The following is a 15,742-nucleotide window of genomic DNA, read 5'->3' as shown; positions in this document are numbered from 1 at the left end:
GATTATGAAAGCATTATCAAAATTAAAAGCAGAACCGGGCATTTGGATGACAGATGCACCAAAGCCAGAAGTAGGTCATAACGACTTACTGATTAAAATTCGCAAAACAGCTATTTGTGGTACCGACGTACATATTTACAAGTGGGACGAATGGGCAAGTAAAACCATTCCAACGCCTATGGTTGTTGGCCATGAATATGTTGGTGAAGTCGTTGATATGGGCCAAGAAGTTCGTGGCTTTCAGGTTGGCGACCGCGTATCTGGCGAAGGGCATATTACGTGTGGGCATTGTCGAAATTGTCGTGCAGGGCGTGTACATTTATGCCGTAATACAACGGGTGTAGGTGTAAACCGTGAAGGTGCGTTTGCCGAATATTTAGTTATTCCTGCATTTAACGCATTTAAAATTCCAGATAATATTTCTGACGAACTCGCTTCTATTTTCGACCCATTTGGTAACGCAGTTCATACCGCACTATCGTTTGACTTAGTTGGCGAAGATGTACTTATCACTGGTGCAGGCCCAATTGGTATTATGGCAGCAGCTGTTGCAAAACATGTTGGTGCTCGCCACGTTGTAATTACCGACGTAAACGAATACCGCCTAGATTTAGCACGTAAAATGGGGGCTTCACGCGCTGTAAACGTTGCCAATGAAAAGCTTGAAGATGTAATGAAAGAGCTAGGTATGACAGAGGGTTTTGATATTGGCCTTGAAATGTCAGGTGTGCCAAGCGCGTTTAATTCAATGCTTAATAATATGAACCACGGCGGTAAAATTGCCATGCTGGGTATTCCACCATCTGATATGGCAGTTGACTGGAACCAAGTTATTTTTAAAGGTTTAGTGATTAAAGGTATTTACGGTCGCGAAATGTTCGAAACGTGGTACAAAATGGCAAGTTTGATTCAATCTGGCCTAGATTTAAACCCAATCATTACACATCAATATTCTGTGGATGACTTCCAAGCTGGCTTTGATATGATGATTTCAGGTCAGTCAGGTAAAGTAATTTTAAACTGGGATTAGTTCCTCACTAAATTACAAGAAGGGCGGCTTTAGCCGCCTTTTTTATACTATTAATTAAAGAGATTTCAATGGCATTTAAACATATTTCTATAGCGCAAACGTTAGAGCTTTTAGATAAAGAAGACGTGGTAATTGCAGATATTCGCGATCCTAATTCGTATCAAGCCGGTCGCATTCCAGGCTCAGAAGCACTTTCTAACGGTAATATCGCACAATTTATGATGGAAAAAGAATTCGATCAGCCAATTATTATTGTCTGCTACCACGGTATGAGCTCACAAGGCGCAGCTAGCTACTTAGTTGAGCAAGGTTTTGAAGACGTTTACAGTATGGATGGCGGCTTTACAGCTTGGGAAGCTGCTTACAGCGAGAAAGTAGAGCGATGATAGAGCTTGGCAGTTTAAATAACCCGCGCGCCGCACAGGGCTTTATAGATTATTTAAAAAGCCAAGGTTTACAAGGACAATTAAGCTCCTCAGATGGTAGCAATGTCATTATTAGTGTTGCGCCTGAGCATTTTCATCAAATACAACCTTTATGGGCCGAATTTACACAAAACCCTAACCATGAACGCTATCAACAAGCTTCATGGGATGTAGGTAGCACACAATCGCCGCTTAAATACCAAGGGCAATCACTTAATCTAATGACGCGATTTAAAGCGCTTAGCTGGTTAAATCAAACCGTAAGTATTGTAAGCGTTATAATTTATTTTGCTTTTTTCCTAGGTGGTTTTGAGACCATTTACACCATGATGCAGTTTAAACCTACGCAGCCTTTAAGTTGGTTAACGCCCGCCCTCGTACATTTTAGCGCGATGCATATAGTGTTTAATTTAATTTGGTGGATGTCGCTTGGTGACAATATCGAAAAACAATGCGGAAAACTCACCCTAATAGGTTTGTTTTTAGTAACTGCACTTATAAGTAATTGGGCACAATACTTAATGGTTGGCCCCAATTTTGGCGGCTTGAGTGGTGTGGTGTATGGGCTACTTGGTTTTTGCTGGATTCATAGCTTTTTAAATCCTAACAAGCCTGCGCTTGTAAGTACGGCTATTGTTGGCTTTATGTTGATTTGGTTAGTGCTTGGGTTTGCTGATGTATTGTTTGTAGGTATGGCTAATTGGGCGCACTTAGGTGGGTTACTTAGCGGTATGGCTTTTGCCTATACCGCCAAAATATTTAACGCAAAACGTTAAATACTAATGATATAAATATTTAGTGAACAAGACTTCACGGATGATCTCTTGTCCTGTTTCTTCTTTTAGCAGGCTTTTTAGTTTTTCGGCGCACTTTGCACGTATTTCTTCACGGCCAGTAAGTGATTTTATTTTTTCTTCTGGTTCTTTAGATAAAATCTCTACTAGGGCATCACGAAGTAATGGCGTGTGGTGTTCAACCAGTGCAATATCAGAAGTATCAGTAAGCATTAAATCAATAGTTACACGCACATAGCCCATTTTTTTACTTGATGCGCCAATGTAGTTGGTGATTATATCTGGCTCAAAACCAAAATAACCAACTGTGGATTCAGCACGAGCTGTAAAGCTTATAACGCTTACAAAGAATGTAAAAAGACCTGCGTATACTATTTTTTTCATATTTAAAGCGTTTCTTAAAACTTGTTACAAATAGTTTATACTTAATAGTAGGTAATAAACAGCGCCAAGCAATTATTTATGGTTATAAAACATCACTTTTTCAAAAGCTTTGGCAATGGTATCATCTCGTTGTTTTTTATTTTGTTGAGCTATTATGATTACTTATCCTCTGTCTATATCTGCTAATTGGCAGTCCACTTCTTATATAAGTGACTTATCTCCTCTAGAGCAAGAGTGGCTTTTTGAACAGAATTCATTAACGGCTAAATTAAAAAGCAACTCAAAAACTTTTAATGTAAAGGTATTAAGTGAGCAGTTATTTACTTTAAGCCCAGAGCAAAACTTACTACTAAATAGCACAGCTAAAACAGCTATGAATCGAGAAGTTCTCTTACTGTGCGATAACAAACCAGTGGTGTACGCACAAAGCTGGCTTCCGAAAAATGATTCTATTAATCCTTTGCACAATATGGGCGAGCGTCCTTTAGGTGATGTGATTTTTCAGGACCCAGCATTAAAAAGAACGGATATAGAAATTGCTTATTTTGATGACACGCACCCTATTCAGCAATTAGTTACAAAATTGAACTTACCCGAGAAAAACTTACTAGGGCGTCGAAGTGTATTCTCACTCAAAGAATATAAGTTTTTAGTGTGTGAAGTGTTTTTACCTGGAGCATATTTATACTCATGAAATTAGCCGCTTTAAAGCCAAAACATATTCCTTATTATATACAGTTAATGCGTATAGATAAGCCCATTGGTACCTTGTTATTACTTTGGCCAACATACTGGGCTTTATGGCTTGCTAATAGTGGGATGCCGAGCTTACTCAACCTTATTATATTCACGCTGGGCGTTGTTGTTATGCGTAGCGCAGGGTGTGTAATTAATGATTTTGCAGATAGAAAAATAGACGGCTCGGTAAAACGCACAGCTCAACGGCCGCTAGCTTCAGGGCAGGTGAGTAGTGGTGAAGCACTTAGTCTATTTTTACTACTCATAGTTATTGCGTTCATTTTAGTATTAATGCTTAGCGTTAATACTATTTTGCTTTCTTTTGGAGCTTTGGCTTTAGCCTTTTGTTACCCCTTTATGAAGCGCTATACACAGTTACCTCAAGTTGTTTTAGGGGCTGCATTTGGTTGGGCTATTCCTATGGCGTATATGGCTTCAATTAATGCACTACCACAGCAGGCATGGTTATTATTTATAGCCAATATTTGCTGGACAGTGGCTTACGACACCATGTATGCGATGGTTGATAGGGACGACGATTTAAAAATAGGGGTAAAATCAACCGCTATTTTATTTGGTAAATACGACCGCCATATTATCTTTTTACTTAATGCTGTATTTATAGCGTTGGTTGCTTTTATTGGTATAAGCAATCATTTAAGTGTCGCGTTTGGCGTTGGTTTAAGTATTGCTGCGGGCCTATTGGCATACCAACAAACGCTTATTCATAAACGTGAAAGAGATGCCTGTTTTAAAGCGTTTTTAAATAATCATTACGTGGGTTTGGCTATCTTTATAGGGTTATTACTTTCATACCCAATAGCATTTTAAAAACCTCAATAAAGGCTGTTAAAATGCTCTATTAGGAGTTATCGGGGCGGATCAATAATGCCGCTAATAGAGGCGTTTTTTCTAAACCAGCCTGCAATAGAATAGCGATCGTCAACGGCGGGAAGTACTTCGTGGGCAAAGCGTTCGCTTTCAAACATTACTAATGTGCCAGCAGTTGGTTTAATTGTTATTTCTATCTCTTTACTTTTAGGTTTATAAATAACAAGTTCGCCACCTTGCTTAGGCGTATTTAAATAAAGTACCGTTGTAAATACTCGATTAGAGCGACCTTTAAATGCATCTAAGTGCTTTTTGTAAAAATCACCCTGTGTATATTTTGCATAATGGCATTCGTAATCAAATAACCCCATAAAAAAACTGCGATTTAACGTAGTCTTTATACTTTGCATTATTGCTTGATAGGTAAGCTGTGCTTGAGAGCTGCCGTCAAACCAATAGGTTTTATCAGTACGTACGGTTTTATCTATTTGTAAGTCATTTAATCGACCAATACCAGCAAGGCTAAAGTGAGGGTTTATACGGTGGCAGTCTGCAACTAAATCGTTAACTAAATCGGCAATAAGCGCGTTATGAATTACGGTATATCCTTGGCGTTCTATATCATCTAAATAGACATCAGGACCAAAAAGTGTGTTCATTCACATCAGCTGTTTAAAAAAGGTGCGACAGTGTAGCCGAAAAGCTGTTAAAAGCTACTGTTTATTGTGCCGCACTTTTTGAAACATCAGATTAGCTAAATGCAGCACCCGCTTTTTTTATAAGCGATAGTAAATGCTCTACATGTTCAGTAATCGACGTCTGTTGGCTTGTTTGTACAACGAGTTGTTCGTGGTTTAAACCTTTATTTGTTTTAAGTTGTACTAATTCAGAATTCTCTGCGATTGCATTAGCATGTTCAATGCTTGCAATAGCAAAATGATCTGATTTAACTACACCTGCCATCACTTGCTCAATACTGCCCACTTTAATACTTGATGATTTATTTAAAGAATCAATCGCTTCATTAAGCATAGTTTGTACTTGTTTAGACTCAGAGAAACAGCCAAACATCGGGTAGCTATCAAGGTTTTGTTTACTTATATCGTTTTTATGGGCAAGAGGGTGGTTTTTTGAAACAAATAATACAAGCTGATCTGGTAAGTGAATGTCACTACCAATGCTGTTAATAGCTTGAGAGTATACGCTTATATCTATTTCACCCTGTTGGAGTTTGCGTGTTAGCTCTTGCTGATCTTGTAGCTGCATCTCAATTTTTATATGAGGGTATTGAGCTAAAAACTGTCCACAAGAAATAGGTACTATGCTGCTTGCCTTATTGGTATACCCAATAACGAGCTTTTCATTGGCATTACCGTTTACTGATTGAAAAATCCGCTTTTTCGTTAGCTCAAGTTCCGATAGGGTTGTTTTAGCATATTCTAGAAAAAGCTCGCCTTCTGGCGTTAATTTAACAGAGCGTGTTGAGCGTTTTACTAACTCATATCCCATTTCATCTTCAAGTGTTTGAATGCTGCGCGTTAGCGCTGAAGTACTAATTTGGGTTTGTTCAGCAGCTTGTCTAAAATGACGTAATATACCAAGTGCTACAAATTGCTCTAATTGTTCAAATCTCACTTTATAGTCCCTTTTTATAAGTAAGTCGCAGATACCACGGACATCAAATATATTAATTTTTATTCTAAAGTTTAGTAAAATTCTATATTGAAATACGGTTGCAAGTTCATACGTGTTTCCAGCAGGATACCCCCCTTTTAGTATTAATTAAAGAGAAAAGCGACCAAATAGTATTGCTTTTTAAATTCATAACTAGTTGTTTATTGTATTTTATCTATGTTTTTGCAATGGGCTAGCTAAGTAAACTTATTTGTAGTCAGTAAGTTAGTTAGTATATTTGGATTAAATTGTTCTAATTAATAAAAAAGTACGCCCCAAAAAGGGGCATTCATACAACATGATTGTGACAAATAATAGAGTGTTTTATTTATAATAAACTATTTTACAAAATTTCTATTTATTCGGCTACTTAGTGGTTTATTTTCAATGCTTTGTAGTTCTATCTCGATTGCATCACAGGAAATATGTATTTCAAATAAAGACGTTAATAACGATAAACTTAAGCAAGCTAAGCTAATGCCAAATAAAATAATTCCTGTGGCATTAAACTCAATAAATAATGCAAACATTGATAGTGTACACAGTAGAAAAGAGGCTACCCCGTACACTTGCATCGTTCTAATTAGCTTAATACGTTTACGTAAGTTAGTGATTTGAGCCACTACAACAGGCCGAATAGATTCACCTTCACGCGCATTTAGCTCCCTAATTAATTGCGCTAAAACTAAAAATCGGTTTGTATAGGCAAGTAATAGCAGCGATATGGCCGGAAAAAGTAAGCCCGGAGTTGTTAGTGTCATGTTGATTCCTTAAAAGTGCAGCATGTTAGTATGCTAATAATTTAGCGTAGGATATTGTTAACACAAAATAAATGAGGTGAGTATTGCAAAATATTAATAATAACAACACAACAGATAGCTCTTTTCAGTGGATCACAATTTATAAAGCCGAAAACACCCTTGAAGCTAATATTATTAAAGGTTTAATACAAACTGGTGGTATTGAATGTAAAATAAAAGGCGAGATGCTCCAAGGCGCATTAGGAGAAATTCCATTTGATCAGGCGCAAGTTAGTGTGCAGGTTTATGCGATAAAAGAGCGCCATGCGCGGCAAATATTGATAAACTATCAACAAGTAAAACAATCCGCTCCAGATTGGGTATGCCCTAATTGTAATGAGCATAATGGATCAACATTTGATTTTTGTTGGTCGTGTGAGACGTTAAAGAATGACTAAAGCAAATAATTTTCAGCGTATTAGAGAGCTTAACTATTTACAAAAGGCCGTCTTAGCAAGTGCTTTAATAGAGCGAATGCTGCCAAATTACGGTTTATTTAGCGAAGCAACGGGGTTTGGTGATGAAACCTTATTACGTAATTCGCTTAATGTTTGTTGGGAAAAAATATTACTGCCTAAAAGTAAAATAGATCTCGAAAAACAAGTTGAAAAAATAGAGCCAAATGTTCCTGAACTTGCTGATTTTGATATGTTTGGTACTTATCCTGCTATTGATGCTGCAACGTCTTTACTTAGCTTAATGCACGGTTTAGTGGCGCAAGATGAGCAAGAGTTCATTAGTGTGAGCAAAATATCTCAAGCAACAGTGGCTCGCTTTATTGAATATCAAATGACGGTTGAAGGTGAGATTGCTGATAACACAGCAGTGAGAGAGCACCCATTAATGCAGTACGAAATTGAAGTATTAGGTGAGCTAATTGATTTTGTAGAAAATATGGGGCGTATTACCTCTGATAGCGTAAAGGCACTAAAAAAGTTTGCCCTTGAAGATGGCCAAACAAATATTGGTCTTACGTTATAAAAGTAGCAAAGTAGAATTTAAAAGGCAGGAGAAGTACAGTGCGAATTTTAGGCATTGAATCGTCATGTGATGAAACGGGTATTGCAATATATGATGACGAAAAAGGCTTGTTAGCTCATCAATTATACAGCCAAGTAAAAGTACACGCTGATTACGGCGGTGTAGTGCCGGAACTTGCATCGCGCGATCATGTTCGTAAAACATTACCACTTATAGATGCAGCTTTTGCACAAGCAGGTTGTGGCCCTGAAGATTTAGACGGTATTGCTTATACTGCAGGCCCAGGTCTAGTTGGTGCATTATTGGTAGGTACGTCTATTGGTCGCTCATTAGCATACGGCTGGGATATACCTGCGGTAGCAGTACATCACATGGAAGGGCATTTACTTGCTCCGATGCTTGAGGAAAATACCCCTGAGTTTCCGTTTATTGCATTGCTTGTATCGGGCGGTCATACCATGATGGTTAAAGTAGCGGGTATTGGACAATACGAAGTACTAGGTGAGTCAGTTGATGATGCCGCAGGCGAGGCCTTTGATAAAACGGCTAAGTTACTTGGTCTTGATTACCCCGGTGGCCCACGCTTAGCTAAAATGGCTGAACAAGGCGTAGCAAAGCGCTTTGTATTTCCTCGCCCTATGACCGACAAGCCAGGTCTTGATTTTAGTTTTAGTGGTCTAAAAACAGCGGCATCAATCACGATTCGTGAAAAGGACGACGATGATCAAACCAAAGCTGATATAGCGCATGCATTTCAAACTGCGGTTATTGATACCCTCGTTATTAAGTGCAAGCGTGCGCTTAAACAAACAGGTATTAAGCGTTTGGTTATCGCCGGTGGCGTAAGTGCGAATACACAGCTTCGACTGCAGCTCGAACGCGTAATGAAAGGTATGAAAGGCGAAGTGTTTTATCCGCGTACTGAATTTTGTACCGACAATGGTGCAATGATTGCTTATGCCGGAATGCAACGTTTAAAAGCAGGGCAATTTGCCACGCTTGATATGAAAACAAAACCTCGTTGGCCTATAGATAGCCTTGAGCCGATTTAATGACTCATATTTTAGATATTTTTGTTTTCATCGGTGGGTGCTTTTTTAGCACCCACTTTTGGTTCTTCCCCACTAAATAATCGAATAATATTAGTACGGTGACGAAATATAATTAACAGCGTGATAAAAGTAACGGGAAGAGTATAAAGTGGCTTTATTAGCCATGTATACAAGGGCGCTAAAGATACAGCTACAAGCGCCGCCAGTGATGAATAGCGTGTTATTGCCACTATAACTAACCAAGTACACACAAGTAAACCTGCCAATGATAAGCCAATAGGTAATAATGAGCCAAATGCCGTTGCTACGGCTTTACCGCCTTTGAAGCTAAAAAACAGTGGATACATATGGCCTAAACAAGCAGCTACTGCGACTAAACCAAGCTCTAAAGGTTCAACTTCTAAAAAATAAGCCCCCCATACCGGAATAGTGCCTTTTAAAATATCAAACACTAGAACCAAGCAAGCCGGAAATGCTCCGCCTAATCTATAAACATTTGTAGCTCCTGGGTTATTAGAACCACTATTACGAGGGTCTGGGAGTTTGAACAACCGCGACACTAAAATAGCCGACGAAATCGACCCAAGTAAATAAGCTAAAACAAACATTATAGTGGCTAACACGCGCTTCCTTATTTTTTAATTGCTATACCAATTGATAGTGCTTTTAGGCTATTATTGGCAGCTAAATTTATCGTAAAAATTATTAACAGACTATTTAATAGCTAGTTTAGTTATTTTGCTATTGTAGAAGTTATTTTTACATATTTAAACACTGGCTAAACCATATACAGTATTAATTTTATTGATGCTTAGTATAGTTGCTTAGTAGTTTGTTGTTATTTGGAGTATCAATGGATAAGGTTTTTATATCTCAATTGCACGTCGACACTATTATTGGAGTGTACGACTTTGAAAAAGAAAGTAAACAGAGCCTTTATTTTGATATTGAAATGCTAAGCGATATTAAGCCTGCAGCTGAAAATGACGATATTAATTTAGCACTCGATTACTCAAAAGTAAGTGAGCGAGTTATTGAGCACTGCACTTTAAAACCTGTAGAGTTGCTAGAAACTTTAGTTGAACAATTAGCGCATATTATTTTAAGCGAGTTTAATACTCCACAAGTTACTATAAGAGTAAGTAAACCAGCAGCAGTAGCACAAGCGCAAACTGTAGGTGTTGAAATTACACGTGTTAAGGCAACTGACTAAATGGCTCAAATTTATATCAGCCTAGGGTCAAATATAAATAAAGCGCATTATATACAATGTGCATTAATTGCACTTAAGCAGCACTTTGAACATATTGTACACTCGTCTGTTTTTGAAAGTGAAGCAGTAGGGTTTGCTGGCAATAATTTTTATAATTCAGTCGTTGGCGCTACAACTGATATGTCGCTTGTTGATGTATGCGCTTTATTAAAACAAATAGAGCGTGATAATGGACGCACAGCGAACGATAAAAAGTTTAGTCCACGAACGCTCGATTTAGATTTACTATTTTATGATGATGTAATTTGCGCTTCTCCAGCACAATTACCACGAGATGAAATAACTAAAAACGCATTTGTATTACAACCTCTTAGCGAGGTTGCCCCAGATTTCTATCATCCTGTAGCTAAACAAACGATTGCGCAGTTATGGAATGAATATAATAACCCTCAACAAAAGCTATGGAAGGTGGAGTTTTCTAACCCATGAGTATCATCGAAATAATTATTTTAGCCCTCATACAGGGATTTACTGAGTTTTTACCAATATCTAGTTCTGCGCACTTAATTCTCCCATCGCAAATTTTAGGCTGGGAAGATCAAGGGCTTGCGTTTGACGTGGCAGTACATGTTGGTACTTTAATTGCCGTTGTTATTTATTTTCGCAAAGAGGTCGTCGACATACTCAGTGCGTGGTTTAAATCCTTTGGAGCACAGGGTACTACTGATGATAGTAAGCTAGGTTGGTGGATAATTTTAGGCACTGTGCCTGCCGCTATTTTAGGCTTACTTTTAAAAGACTTTATAGAGTTGTACCTACGAAGCGCTTGGGTAATTGCTACTACCACAATTGTGTTTGGTTTATTGCTTTGGTACGCGGATGCAAAAGGTAAGCAAATTAAAACTATTTATCAGCTTAATTGGAAAACAGCACTTATTATTGGTTTTGCACAAGCTGTTGCAATGATCCCGGGAACTTCTCGCTCAGGTATTACGATGACTGCTGGTTTAATGCTTGGAATGAATAAGCAAAGCGCAGCGCGTTTTTCGTTCTTACTGGCAATTCCAATTATTTCTATGATGGGGCTTTATTATACTGCAGAGCTTGCTTTGGGTGACCATGTGGTTGATTGGAATACATTATTACTAGGTGTAGTGCTATCGTTCTTATCGGCTTATGCATGTATATTTATGTTTTTAAAAGTAATAGAGCGAATGGGCATGTTGCCATTTGTGATATATCGTTTATTGCTCGGTGTAGGTTTAATAGTATTTTTAATGATGTAGCAAATAATGACTAATAAAAAAGCCTTCTAATTAAGAAGGCTTTTTTATTATCAAGTGGTCATTTTGGCACGAGTGAAATGCTTACTCGCAATGGTAACTAAGCACGAATTTTGGCATTATAGCGCCATTAAACTTTGCATAGCTGTAAAGTGAGCATACGATTTAAGGAAAGTATATGCATATACATATTTTGGGTATTTGTGGCACGTTTATGGGTGGTATTGCAGCCATTGCTAAATCGTTGGGTCATAAAGTAACGGGTTCCGATCAAAACGTTTACCCACCAATGAGTACGCAACTTGAAGAGCTTGGCATTGAACTAACTCAAGGCTACGCGGTATCTCAGTTAGAGCCAAAGCCAGATATGGTCGTTATTGGTAATGCAATGAGCCGGGGTAACCCATGTGTTGAATATGTGCTTGATAAAGGTCTGCCTTATACATCTGGCCCTGAGTGGCTTAAGCATAACTTACTGCAAGATTCTTGGGTGCTTGCGGTTGCTGGTACGCATGGTAAAACAACCACAGCAAGTATGCTTGCGTGGGTATTAGAGTACGCAGGTTTAAAACCAGGGTTTTTAATTGGCGGCATAGTGCAAAATTTTGGTGTATCGGCAAAAGTGGGTGAAACGCCATTTTTTGTTATTGAAGCCGATGAATACGACACAGCTTTTTTTGATAAGCGCAGTAAGTTTGTACACTACCTCCCGCGTACACTTATCTTAAATAATCTTGAATTTGATCACGCTGATATTTTTGAAGATTTAAACGCAATAAAAAAACAATTTCATCACTTAATGCGTACATTACCTCAAAGCGGCAAGGTAATTTGGCCAAAGCAAGACGTAGCGCTTAATGACGTAATAGCACAAGGGCTTTGGAGCGAAAGCGAAACGCTAGGCGATGATTGGAGCTATGAATTAATAAAAGCCGATGGAAGTGAGTTTAATGTATTACTTAATGGCGAAAAGCAGGGCACTGTCTGTTGGCAAGCAATAGGCGAGCATAACGTTCAAAATGCGATTATGACTATCGCAGCAGCGCGCCATGTGGGTATAGCCATTGATCATAGTATTGATGCTTTAGGAGAGTTTATTAGCCCTAAAAGGCGTATGGAGCTAAAGGCGGATATAAATAATATTAAAGTGTATGACGACTTTGCGCATCACCCAACAGCAATTAAAACTACGCTTGCAGGATTGCGCGCAAAAGTAGGCGATGAAAAAATTATCGCTATTTTAGAGCCGCGCTCAAACACCATGAAAATGGGCGTACACCAACATACATTATTAGATTCATTACGTGATGCTGACAACGTACTCCTTTTTGAACCAGAGAATCTAAATTGGTCGCTAAAAGAGCAAGCAGATAAAGCAGGCATGCAGTGCTTTAACAGCACACAAACAATTATTGATACAGTGCTTGAAAATATTGAGCCTAATCAACATATTTTAATTATGAGCAATGGCGGTTTTAATGGCCTTCATCAACACCTTGTTGATGGCTTAGCTGATAAATACAGCGGAGAATAGTGTGCAATTTAAAGATAGAATTACGCTCGCATTTAGTGGTGCATCGGGTGCGCCTTATGGGCTTAGGTTACTTGAAGTATTACTAGAGCAGCAATTTCAGGTCTACGTTCTCATTTCAAGTGCAGCACGCGTGGTGCTTGATACAGAATCAAATATTAAGCTCTCTGGTAATGAAGATAAAGCCACAGAGCAGTTAAGTACGCTGTTTAATGCCAAATCTGAACAGCTAAAAGTATACGGTAAAGATAACTGGTTTAGCCCTGTGGCTTCGGGCTCTGCTGCTCCTAAAAAAATGGTAGTATGCCCATGTAGTGCCGGATCGGTTTCTGCAATTGCAGTGGGGGCGTCTGATAATTTATTAGAGCGCGCCGCTGATGTGGTAATTAAAGAACGCGGACAGCTCATTTTAGTGCCTCGCGAAACACCATTTAACGAAATTCATTTAGAAAACATGCTTAAGTTATCTCGTTTAGGGGTAACAATTATGCCAGCCGCACCTGGTTTTTATCATAAGCCACAAAGTATTGAAGACTTAGTTGATTTTATGGTGGCGAGAATTTTAGATCATTTAAACATTGAGCATAACCTAACAAAACGTTGGGGTTATGGTGAGGGTAAGTAATGAGTAAGCAAAATATTGCTTTAAATATAGAAGGCCTTACCAAGGTTTATAAAAATGGTGTTGAGGCAATTAAAGGCTTTGATTTACAAGTTGAAGAGGGCGATTTTTTCGCTTTGCTTGGTCCAAATGGAGCCGGTAAATCAACCACTATTGGTGTTATTTCGTCACTTGTTAATAAAACAAAAGGCAAAGTAGAAGTATTTGGCTGTGATATTGATACTGATTTAGAAGCTGCAAAAGCGCATTTAGGCCTAGTACCGCAAGAGTTTAACTTTAGTCAGTTTGAAACGCTTAGCCAAATACTGGTTAACCAAGCCGGTTATTATGGTGTGCCACGTGGTGAAGCCCATAAACGTGCTGATAAATATTTAGCGCAGCTGGGTTTGTTAGAGAAAAAAGACAAGCAAGCACGTACGCTTTCAGGCGGAATGAAACGTCGATTAATGATTGCACGCGCCCTTATGCACGAGCCAAAATTACTTATACTTGATGAGCCAACAGCGGGTGTAGACATAGAACTTCGTCGTTCAATGTGGGATTTTTTACGCCAAATAAATGAGCAAGGCGTTACTATTATTTTAACCACACACTACCTTGAAGAAGCTGAGTTACTGTGTAAAAACATAGCGATTATTGATTCTGGTCGAATTGTTGAAAACACCACCATTAAAGCACTGCTTGCAAAACTTGATAAAGAAACCTTTATTTTAGATTTAAAAATGCCAGCAAACCCTGTCACGCTTGAAGGTTATAAGTTTACGATGACGGACGATCATACTGTTGAAGTAGAAGTCGCTAAATCACAGGGCTTAAATGCGGTATTTAGCGCATTAACAACCCAAGGTAATACAGTATTGAGTATGCGAAATAAAGCAAACAGACTAGAAGAGTTATTTGTAGGATTATTAGAGCAAGGGCGGGGCGAATAAATGTTTAAATATGGCGTAGCCTTAAAGAGTTTATGGATTAAAGAGTGTATTCGTTTTTTACGTATCTGGGTACAAACCTTAGTGCCGCCAGCAATTACGATGAGCTTATATTTTGTTATTTTTGGTAACTTAATTGGTTCACGTATTGGTGATATGGGCGGCTTTAGTTATATGGAGTTTATTGTACCTGGCCTTATAATGATGTCGGTTATTACTAATTCCTATTCCAACGTAGCCTCTAGTTTTTACTCAACAAAATTTCAAAAAAGTATTGAAGAGCTTTTAGTTGCACCTGTGCCTAATTACATCATTGTACTGGGTTATATGGGCGGCGGTATGACGCGTGGTATTATGGTGGGCTTTATAGTTACCTGTGTATCGTTATTATTTGTTGATATTCAAATTCATAATATTTTTGTAATTATGGCGACCGTTATTTTAACCTCAGCTGTGTTTGCTTTAGGTGGTTTAATTAATGCAATTTACGCAAATAGCTTTGACGATATAAGCATTATTCCCACCTTTATACTAACGCCATTAACTTACTTAGGCGGTGTATTTTATTCAATAACGTTATTGCCAGAATTTTGGCAAAACGTATCGCAAATAAACCCTATTATTTATATGGTAAATGCATTTCGCTATGGCTTTTTAGGTGTGTCGGATGTTGATTTAAGTGTAGCGCTAGGTGTTATTTTGGTGTTTATTACTGTGTTATTTACTTTAGCGCTAACTTTAATTAAAAAAGGTGTGGGGCTAAGACACTAATGAGTGATGCAAATTCACGTAGTATTGTATCTAATCAAGCGGGTATTCACGAAAAGCTTGATGAAATAGTAAATAAGCACTTAGATGCTGAATTTAAAAAGCCAATAGCAGCGCATACCCAAGCCGCATTTGACGAGGTTAATGCTAAAGTACAAGCCTTTAGTGGCCCGCTTATTTTGGACTCGTGTTGTGGCGTGGGTGAAAGCTCAGCTAATCTAGCTAAACGCCACCCTGATGCACTTATAGTTGGTATTGATAAATCTTCGCACCGATTAGATAAGCATGATGTTGAATATAAGCAAACCGACAGTGGTCAGTACATCTTAGTGCAAGCAGATTTAAATGACTTTTGGCGTTTAGCGGTAGCCGCCAATTGGCAACCTACGCACCATTATTTGTTGTATCCAAACCCGTGGCCTAAATCTAAGCATATTCGTAGGCGCTGGCATGGCGCAGCTATTTTTCCATTTATCGTTAAGTTAGGTGGAAAATTAGAAGTGCGCAGCAATTGGGATATTTACGTTAAGGAGTTTGCTCGGGCGCTTGAATTAACAGGCAACCCTTGCGATGTAACACTTTATGAGTCAGACGATGCAATTACGCCTTTTGAGCGTAAATACTGGGCCAGTGGCCAGCAAAGCCACCGACTCGTTATAAACTTACCTAGGGCGTGTTGACCTTTCG

At 38.5% G+C, this 15,742-nt stretch carries 21 protein-coding genes; 16 read left to right on the top strand and 5 right to left on the bottom strand.

Translation table 11 applies throughout. The features are described 5' to 3' along the window. Window positions 1-4: 4 nt before the first annotated feature. The 3 genes from tdh to glpG all read left to right on the top strand — a co-directional run bounded on the left by tdh (window position 5) and on the right by glpG (window position 2,231). Window positions 5-1,030 (top strand): L-threonine 3-dehydrogenase, encoded by a 1,026-nt coding sequence (tdh, locus tag RB214_RS12970; RefSeq protein ID WP_024595694.1) that lies wholly within the window; start codon window positions 5-7, stop codon window positions 1,028-1,030. A gap of 68 nt (window positions 1,031-1,098) precedes the next feature. Further along, window positions 1,099-1,416, top strand: a complete 318-nt coding sequence (glpE, locus tag RB214_RS12965; protein ID WP_010554397.1) for a thiosulfate sulfurtransferase GlpE — start codon at window positions 1,099-1,101, stop codon at window positions 1,414-1,416. Beyond that, window positions 1,413-2,231 (top strand): rhomboid family intramembrane serine protease GlpG, encoded by an 819-nt coding sequence (glpG, locus tag RB214_RS12960; protein WP_165744230.1) that lies wholly within the window; start codon window positions 1,413-1,415, stop codon window positions 2,229-2,231. Before glpE ends, glpG begins: the two co-directional genes overlap by 4 nt. 3 nt (window positions 2,232-2,234) lie before the next feature. Here glpG and RB214_RS12955 read toward each other — a convergent pair whose 3' ends face one another. Continuing rightward, window positions 2,235-2,633 carry a flagellar basal body-associated protein FliL gene (locus tag RB214_RS12955; protein ID WP_165744229.1) on the bottom strand — a complete coding sequence of 133 codons (399 nt, stop codon included), beginning with the start codon at window positions 2,631-2,633 and terminating at the stop codon, window positions 2,235-2,237. A 154-nt stretch (window positions 2,634-2,787) separates the two neighbouring features. On the opposite strand from RB214_RS12955, the gene RB214_RS12950 reads away from it, so the two are divergent. Then, window positions 2,788-3,327 carry a chorismate lyase gene (locus RB214_RS12950; protein ID WP_165744228.1) on the top strand — a complete coding sequence of 180 codons (540 nt, stop codon included), beginning with the start codon at window positions 2,788-2,790 and terminating at the stop codon, window positions 3,325-3,327. Beyond that, the gene (gene ubiA, locus RB214_RS12945; RefSeq protein WP_182197283.1) at window positions 3,324-4,202 is read left to right on the top strand and encodes a 4-hydroxybenzoate octaprenyltransferase; all 879 of its coding nucleotides are present in this window, start codon (window positions 3,324-3,326) and stop codon (window positions 4,200-4,202) included. Before RB214_RS12950 ends, ubiA begins: the two co-directional genes overlap by 4 nt. Before the next feature lie 38 nt (window positions 4,203-4,240). Here ubiA and RB214_RS12940 read toward each other — a convergent pair whose 3' ends face one another. The 3 genes from RB214_RS12940 to RB214_RS12930 form a co-directional block, all read right to left on the bottom strand. After that, window positions 4,241-4,861, bottom strand: a complete 621-nt coding sequence (locus RB214_RS12940) for a 2OG-Fe(II) oxygenase (RefSeq protein WP_002961046.1) — start codon at window positions 4,859-4,861, stop codon at window positions 4,241-4,243. 91 nt (window positions 4,862-4,952) lie between these two features. Further along, a complete protein-coding gene (locus tag RB214_RS12935) occupies window positions 4,953-5,837 on the bottom strand; it encodes a LysR family transcriptional regulator (RefSeq protein WP_002961044.1) in 885 nt (294 codons plus the stop codon). Between the two features lie 377 nt (window positions 5,838-6,214). Next, window positions 6,215-6,637 (bottom strand): DUF2721 domain-containing protein, encoded by a 423-nt coding sequence (locus RB214_RS12930; RefSeq protein ID WP_002961042.1) that lies wholly within the window; start codon window positions 6,635-6,637, stop codon window positions 6,215-6,217. 83 nt (window positions 6,638-6,720) lie between these two features. On the opposite strand from RB214_RS12930, the gene RB214_RS12925 reads away from it, so the two are divergent. Genes RB214_RS12925 through tsaD form a run of 3 tightly spaced genes read left to right on the top strand, consistent with a single transcriptional unit; the run spans window position 6,721 to window position 8,709 of the window. Continuing rightward, window positions 6,721-7,074 carry a DUF2007 domain-containing protein gene (locus RB214_RS12925; protein WP_309167347.1) on the top strand — a complete coding sequence of 118 codons (354 nt, stop codon included), beginning with the start codon at window positions 6,721-6,723 and terminating at the stop codon, window positions 7,072-7,074. Beyond that, window positions 7,067-7,657: a YjaG family protein gene (locus RB214_RS12920; protein WP_002961040.1), complete on the top strand. Its 591-nt coding sequence runs from the start codon at window positions 7,067-7,069 to the stop codon at window positions 7,655-7,657. The genes RB214_RS12925 and RB214_RS12920 overlap by 8 nt, the downstream gene beginning before the upstream one ends. Before the next feature lie 38 nt (window positions 7,658-7,695). Beyond that, window positions 7,696-8,709, top strand: a complete 1,014-nt coding sequence (tsaD, locus tag RB214_RS12915; protein WP_309167345.1) for a tRNA (adenosine(37)-N6)-threonylcarbamoyltransferase complex transferase subunit TsaD — start codon at window positions 7,696-7,698, stop codon at window positions 8,707-8,709. A gap of 11 nt (window positions 8,710-8,720) precedes the next feature. Here tsaD and plsY read toward each other — a convergent pair whose 3' ends face one another. Then, the gene (gene plsY, locus RB214_RS12910; protein ID WP_002961038.1) at window positions 8,721-9,332 is read right to left on the bottom strand and encodes a glycerol-3-phosphate 1-O-acyltransferase PlsY; all 612 of its coding nucleotides are present in this window, start codon (window positions 9,330-9,332) and stop codon (window positions 8,721-8,723) included. Window positions 9,333-9,562: 230 nt separating this feature from the next. Here plsY and folB point away from each other — a divergent pair, with 230 nt between their 5' ends. The 8 genes from folB (at window position 9,563) to RB214_RS12870 (ending at window position 15,735) form a co-directional block, all read left to right on the top strand. Then, entirely contained in the window at window positions 9,563-9,922 is a 360-nt protein-coding gene (gene folB / locus RB214_RS12905) for a dihydroneopterin aldolase (RefSeq protein WP_024604056.1), read from the top strand. Then, on the top strand, window positions 9,923-10,411 hold the full coding sequence (folK, locus tag RB214_RS12900) for a 2-amino-4-hydroxy-6-hydroxymethyldihydropteridine diphosphokinase (RefSeq protein WP_024604057.1): 489 nt from the start codon (window positions 9,923-9,925) through the stop codon (window positions 10,409-10,411). Continuing rightward, window positions 10,408-11,208 carry an undecaprenyl-diphosphate phosphatase gene (locus tag RB214_RS12895; protein ID WP_149603106.1) on the top strand — a complete coding sequence of 267 codons (801 nt, stop codon included), beginning with the start codon at window positions 10,408-10,410 and terminating at the stop codon, window positions 11,206-11,208. The genes folK and RB214_RS12895 overlap by 4 nt, the downstream gene beginning before the upstream one ends. A 175-nt stretch (window positions 11,209-11,383) precedes the next feature. Beyond that, complete coding sequence (mpl, locus tag RB214_RS12890) at window positions 11,384-12,739, top strand: UDP-N-acetylmuramate:L-alanyl-gamma-D-glutamyl-meso-diaminopimelate ligase (protein WP_309167340.1); 1,356 nt, start codon at window positions 11,384-11,386, stop codon at window positions 12,737-12,739. Between the two features lies 1 nt (window position 12,740). Further along, window positions 12,741-13,361 carry a flavin prenyltransferase UbiX gene (locus RB214_RS12885; protein ID WP_024600592.1) on the top strand — a complete coding sequence of 207 codons (621 nt, stop codon included), beginning with the start codon at window positions 12,741-12,743 and terminating at the stop codon, window positions 13,359-13,361. After that, window positions 13,361-14,290, top strand: coding sequence for an ABC transporter ATP-binding protein (locus RB214_RS12880; protein WP_309167337.1), 930 nt, complete (start codon window positions 13,361-13,363; stop codon window positions 14,288-14,290). The genes RB214_RS12885 and RB214_RS12880 overlap by 1 nt, the downstream gene beginning before the upstream one ends. Beyond that, window positions 14,291-15,058 (top strand): ABC transporter permease, encoded by a 768-nt coding sequence (locus tag RB214_RS12875; RefSeq protein ID WP_002961025.1) that lies wholly within the window; start codon window positions 14,291-14,293, stop codon window positions 15,056-15,058. It abuts the gene before it with no gap. After that, entirely contained in the window at window positions 15,058-15,735 is a 678-nt protein-coding gene (locus RB214_RS12870; RefSeq protein ID WP_002961024.1) for a tRNA (guanosine(46)-N(7))-methyltransferase TrmB, read from the top strand. The genes RB214_RS12875 and RB214_RS12870 overlap by 1 nt, the downstream gene beginning before the upstream one ends. The last annotated feature ends 7 nt before the right edge of the window (window positions 15,736-15,742 follow it).

It is taken from the genome of Pseudoalteromonas sp. HL-AS1, from assembly GCF_031198785.1.
In the GTDB taxonomy this organism is placed as follows: Bacteria; Pseudomonadota; Gammaproteobacteria; order Enterobacterales; family Alteromonadaceae; genus Pseudoalteromonas; species Pseudoalteromonas distincta.
This window is presented reverse-complemented; position numbering and strand designations above follow the sequence as displayed.

Bases quoted from the DNA above. Each gene is read 5' to 3' on its own strand.
- tdh (WP_024595694.1), top strand. From the start codon at position 5: ATGAAAGCATTATCAAAATTAAAAGCAGAACCGGGCATTTGGATGACA.
- glpE (WP_010554397.1), top strand. From the start codon at position 1,099: ATGGCATTTAAACATATTTCTATAGCGCAAACGTTAGAGCTTTTAGAT.
- glpG (WP_165744230.1), top strand. From the start codon at position 1,413: ATGATAGAGCTTGGCAGTTTAAATAACCCGCGCGCCGCACAGGGCTTT.
- RB214_RS12955 (WP_165744229.1), bottom strand. From the start codon at position 2,633: ATGAAAAAAATAGTATACGCAGGTCTTTTTACATTCTTTGTAAGCGTT.
- RB214_RS12950 (WP_165744228.1), top strand. From the start codon at position 2,788: ATGATTACTTATCCTCTGTCTATATCTGCTAATTGGCAGTCCACTTCT.
- ubiA (WP_182197283.1), top strand. From the start codon at position 3,324: ATGAAATTAGCCGCTTTAAAGCCAAAACATATTCCTTATTATATACAG.
- RB214_RS12940 (WP_002961046.1), bottom strand. From the start codon at position 4,861: ATGAACACACTTTTTGGTCCTGATGTCTATTTAGATGATATAGAACGC.
- RB214_RS12930 (WP_002961042.1), bottom strand. From the start codon at position 6,637: ATGACACTAACAACTCCGGGCTTACTTTTTCCGGCCATATCGCTGCTA.
- RB214_RS12920 (WP_002961040.1), top strand. From the start codon at position 7,067: ATGACTAAAGCAAATAATTTTCAGCGTATTAGAGAGCTTAACTATTTA.
- folB (WP_024604056.1), top strand. From the start codon at position 9,563: ATGGATAAGGTTTTTATATCTCAATTGCACGTCGACACTATTATTGGA.
- folK (WP_024604057.1), top strand. From the start codon at position 9,923: ATGGCTCAAATTTATATCAGCCTAGGGTCAAATATAAATAAAGCGCAT.
- RB214_RS12895 (WP_149603106.1), top strand. From the start codon at position 10,408: ATGAGTATCATCGAAATAATTATTTTAGCCCTCATACAGGGATTTACT.
- mpl (WP_309167340.1), top strand. From the start codon at position 11,384: ATGCATATACATATTTTGGGTATTTGTGGCACGTTTATGGGTGGTATT.
- RB214_RS12880 (WP_309167337.1), top strand. From the start codon at position 13,361: ATGAGTAAGCAAAATATTGCTTTAAATATAGAAGGCCTTACCAAGGTT.
- RB214_RS12875 (WP_002961025.1), top strand. From the start codon at position 14,291: ATGTTTAAATATGGCGTAGCCTTAAAGAGTTTATGGATTAAAGAGTGT.
- RB214_RS12870 (WP_002961024.1), top strand. From the start codon at position 15,058: ATGAGTGATGCAAATTCACGTAGTATTGTATCTAATCAAGCGGGTATT.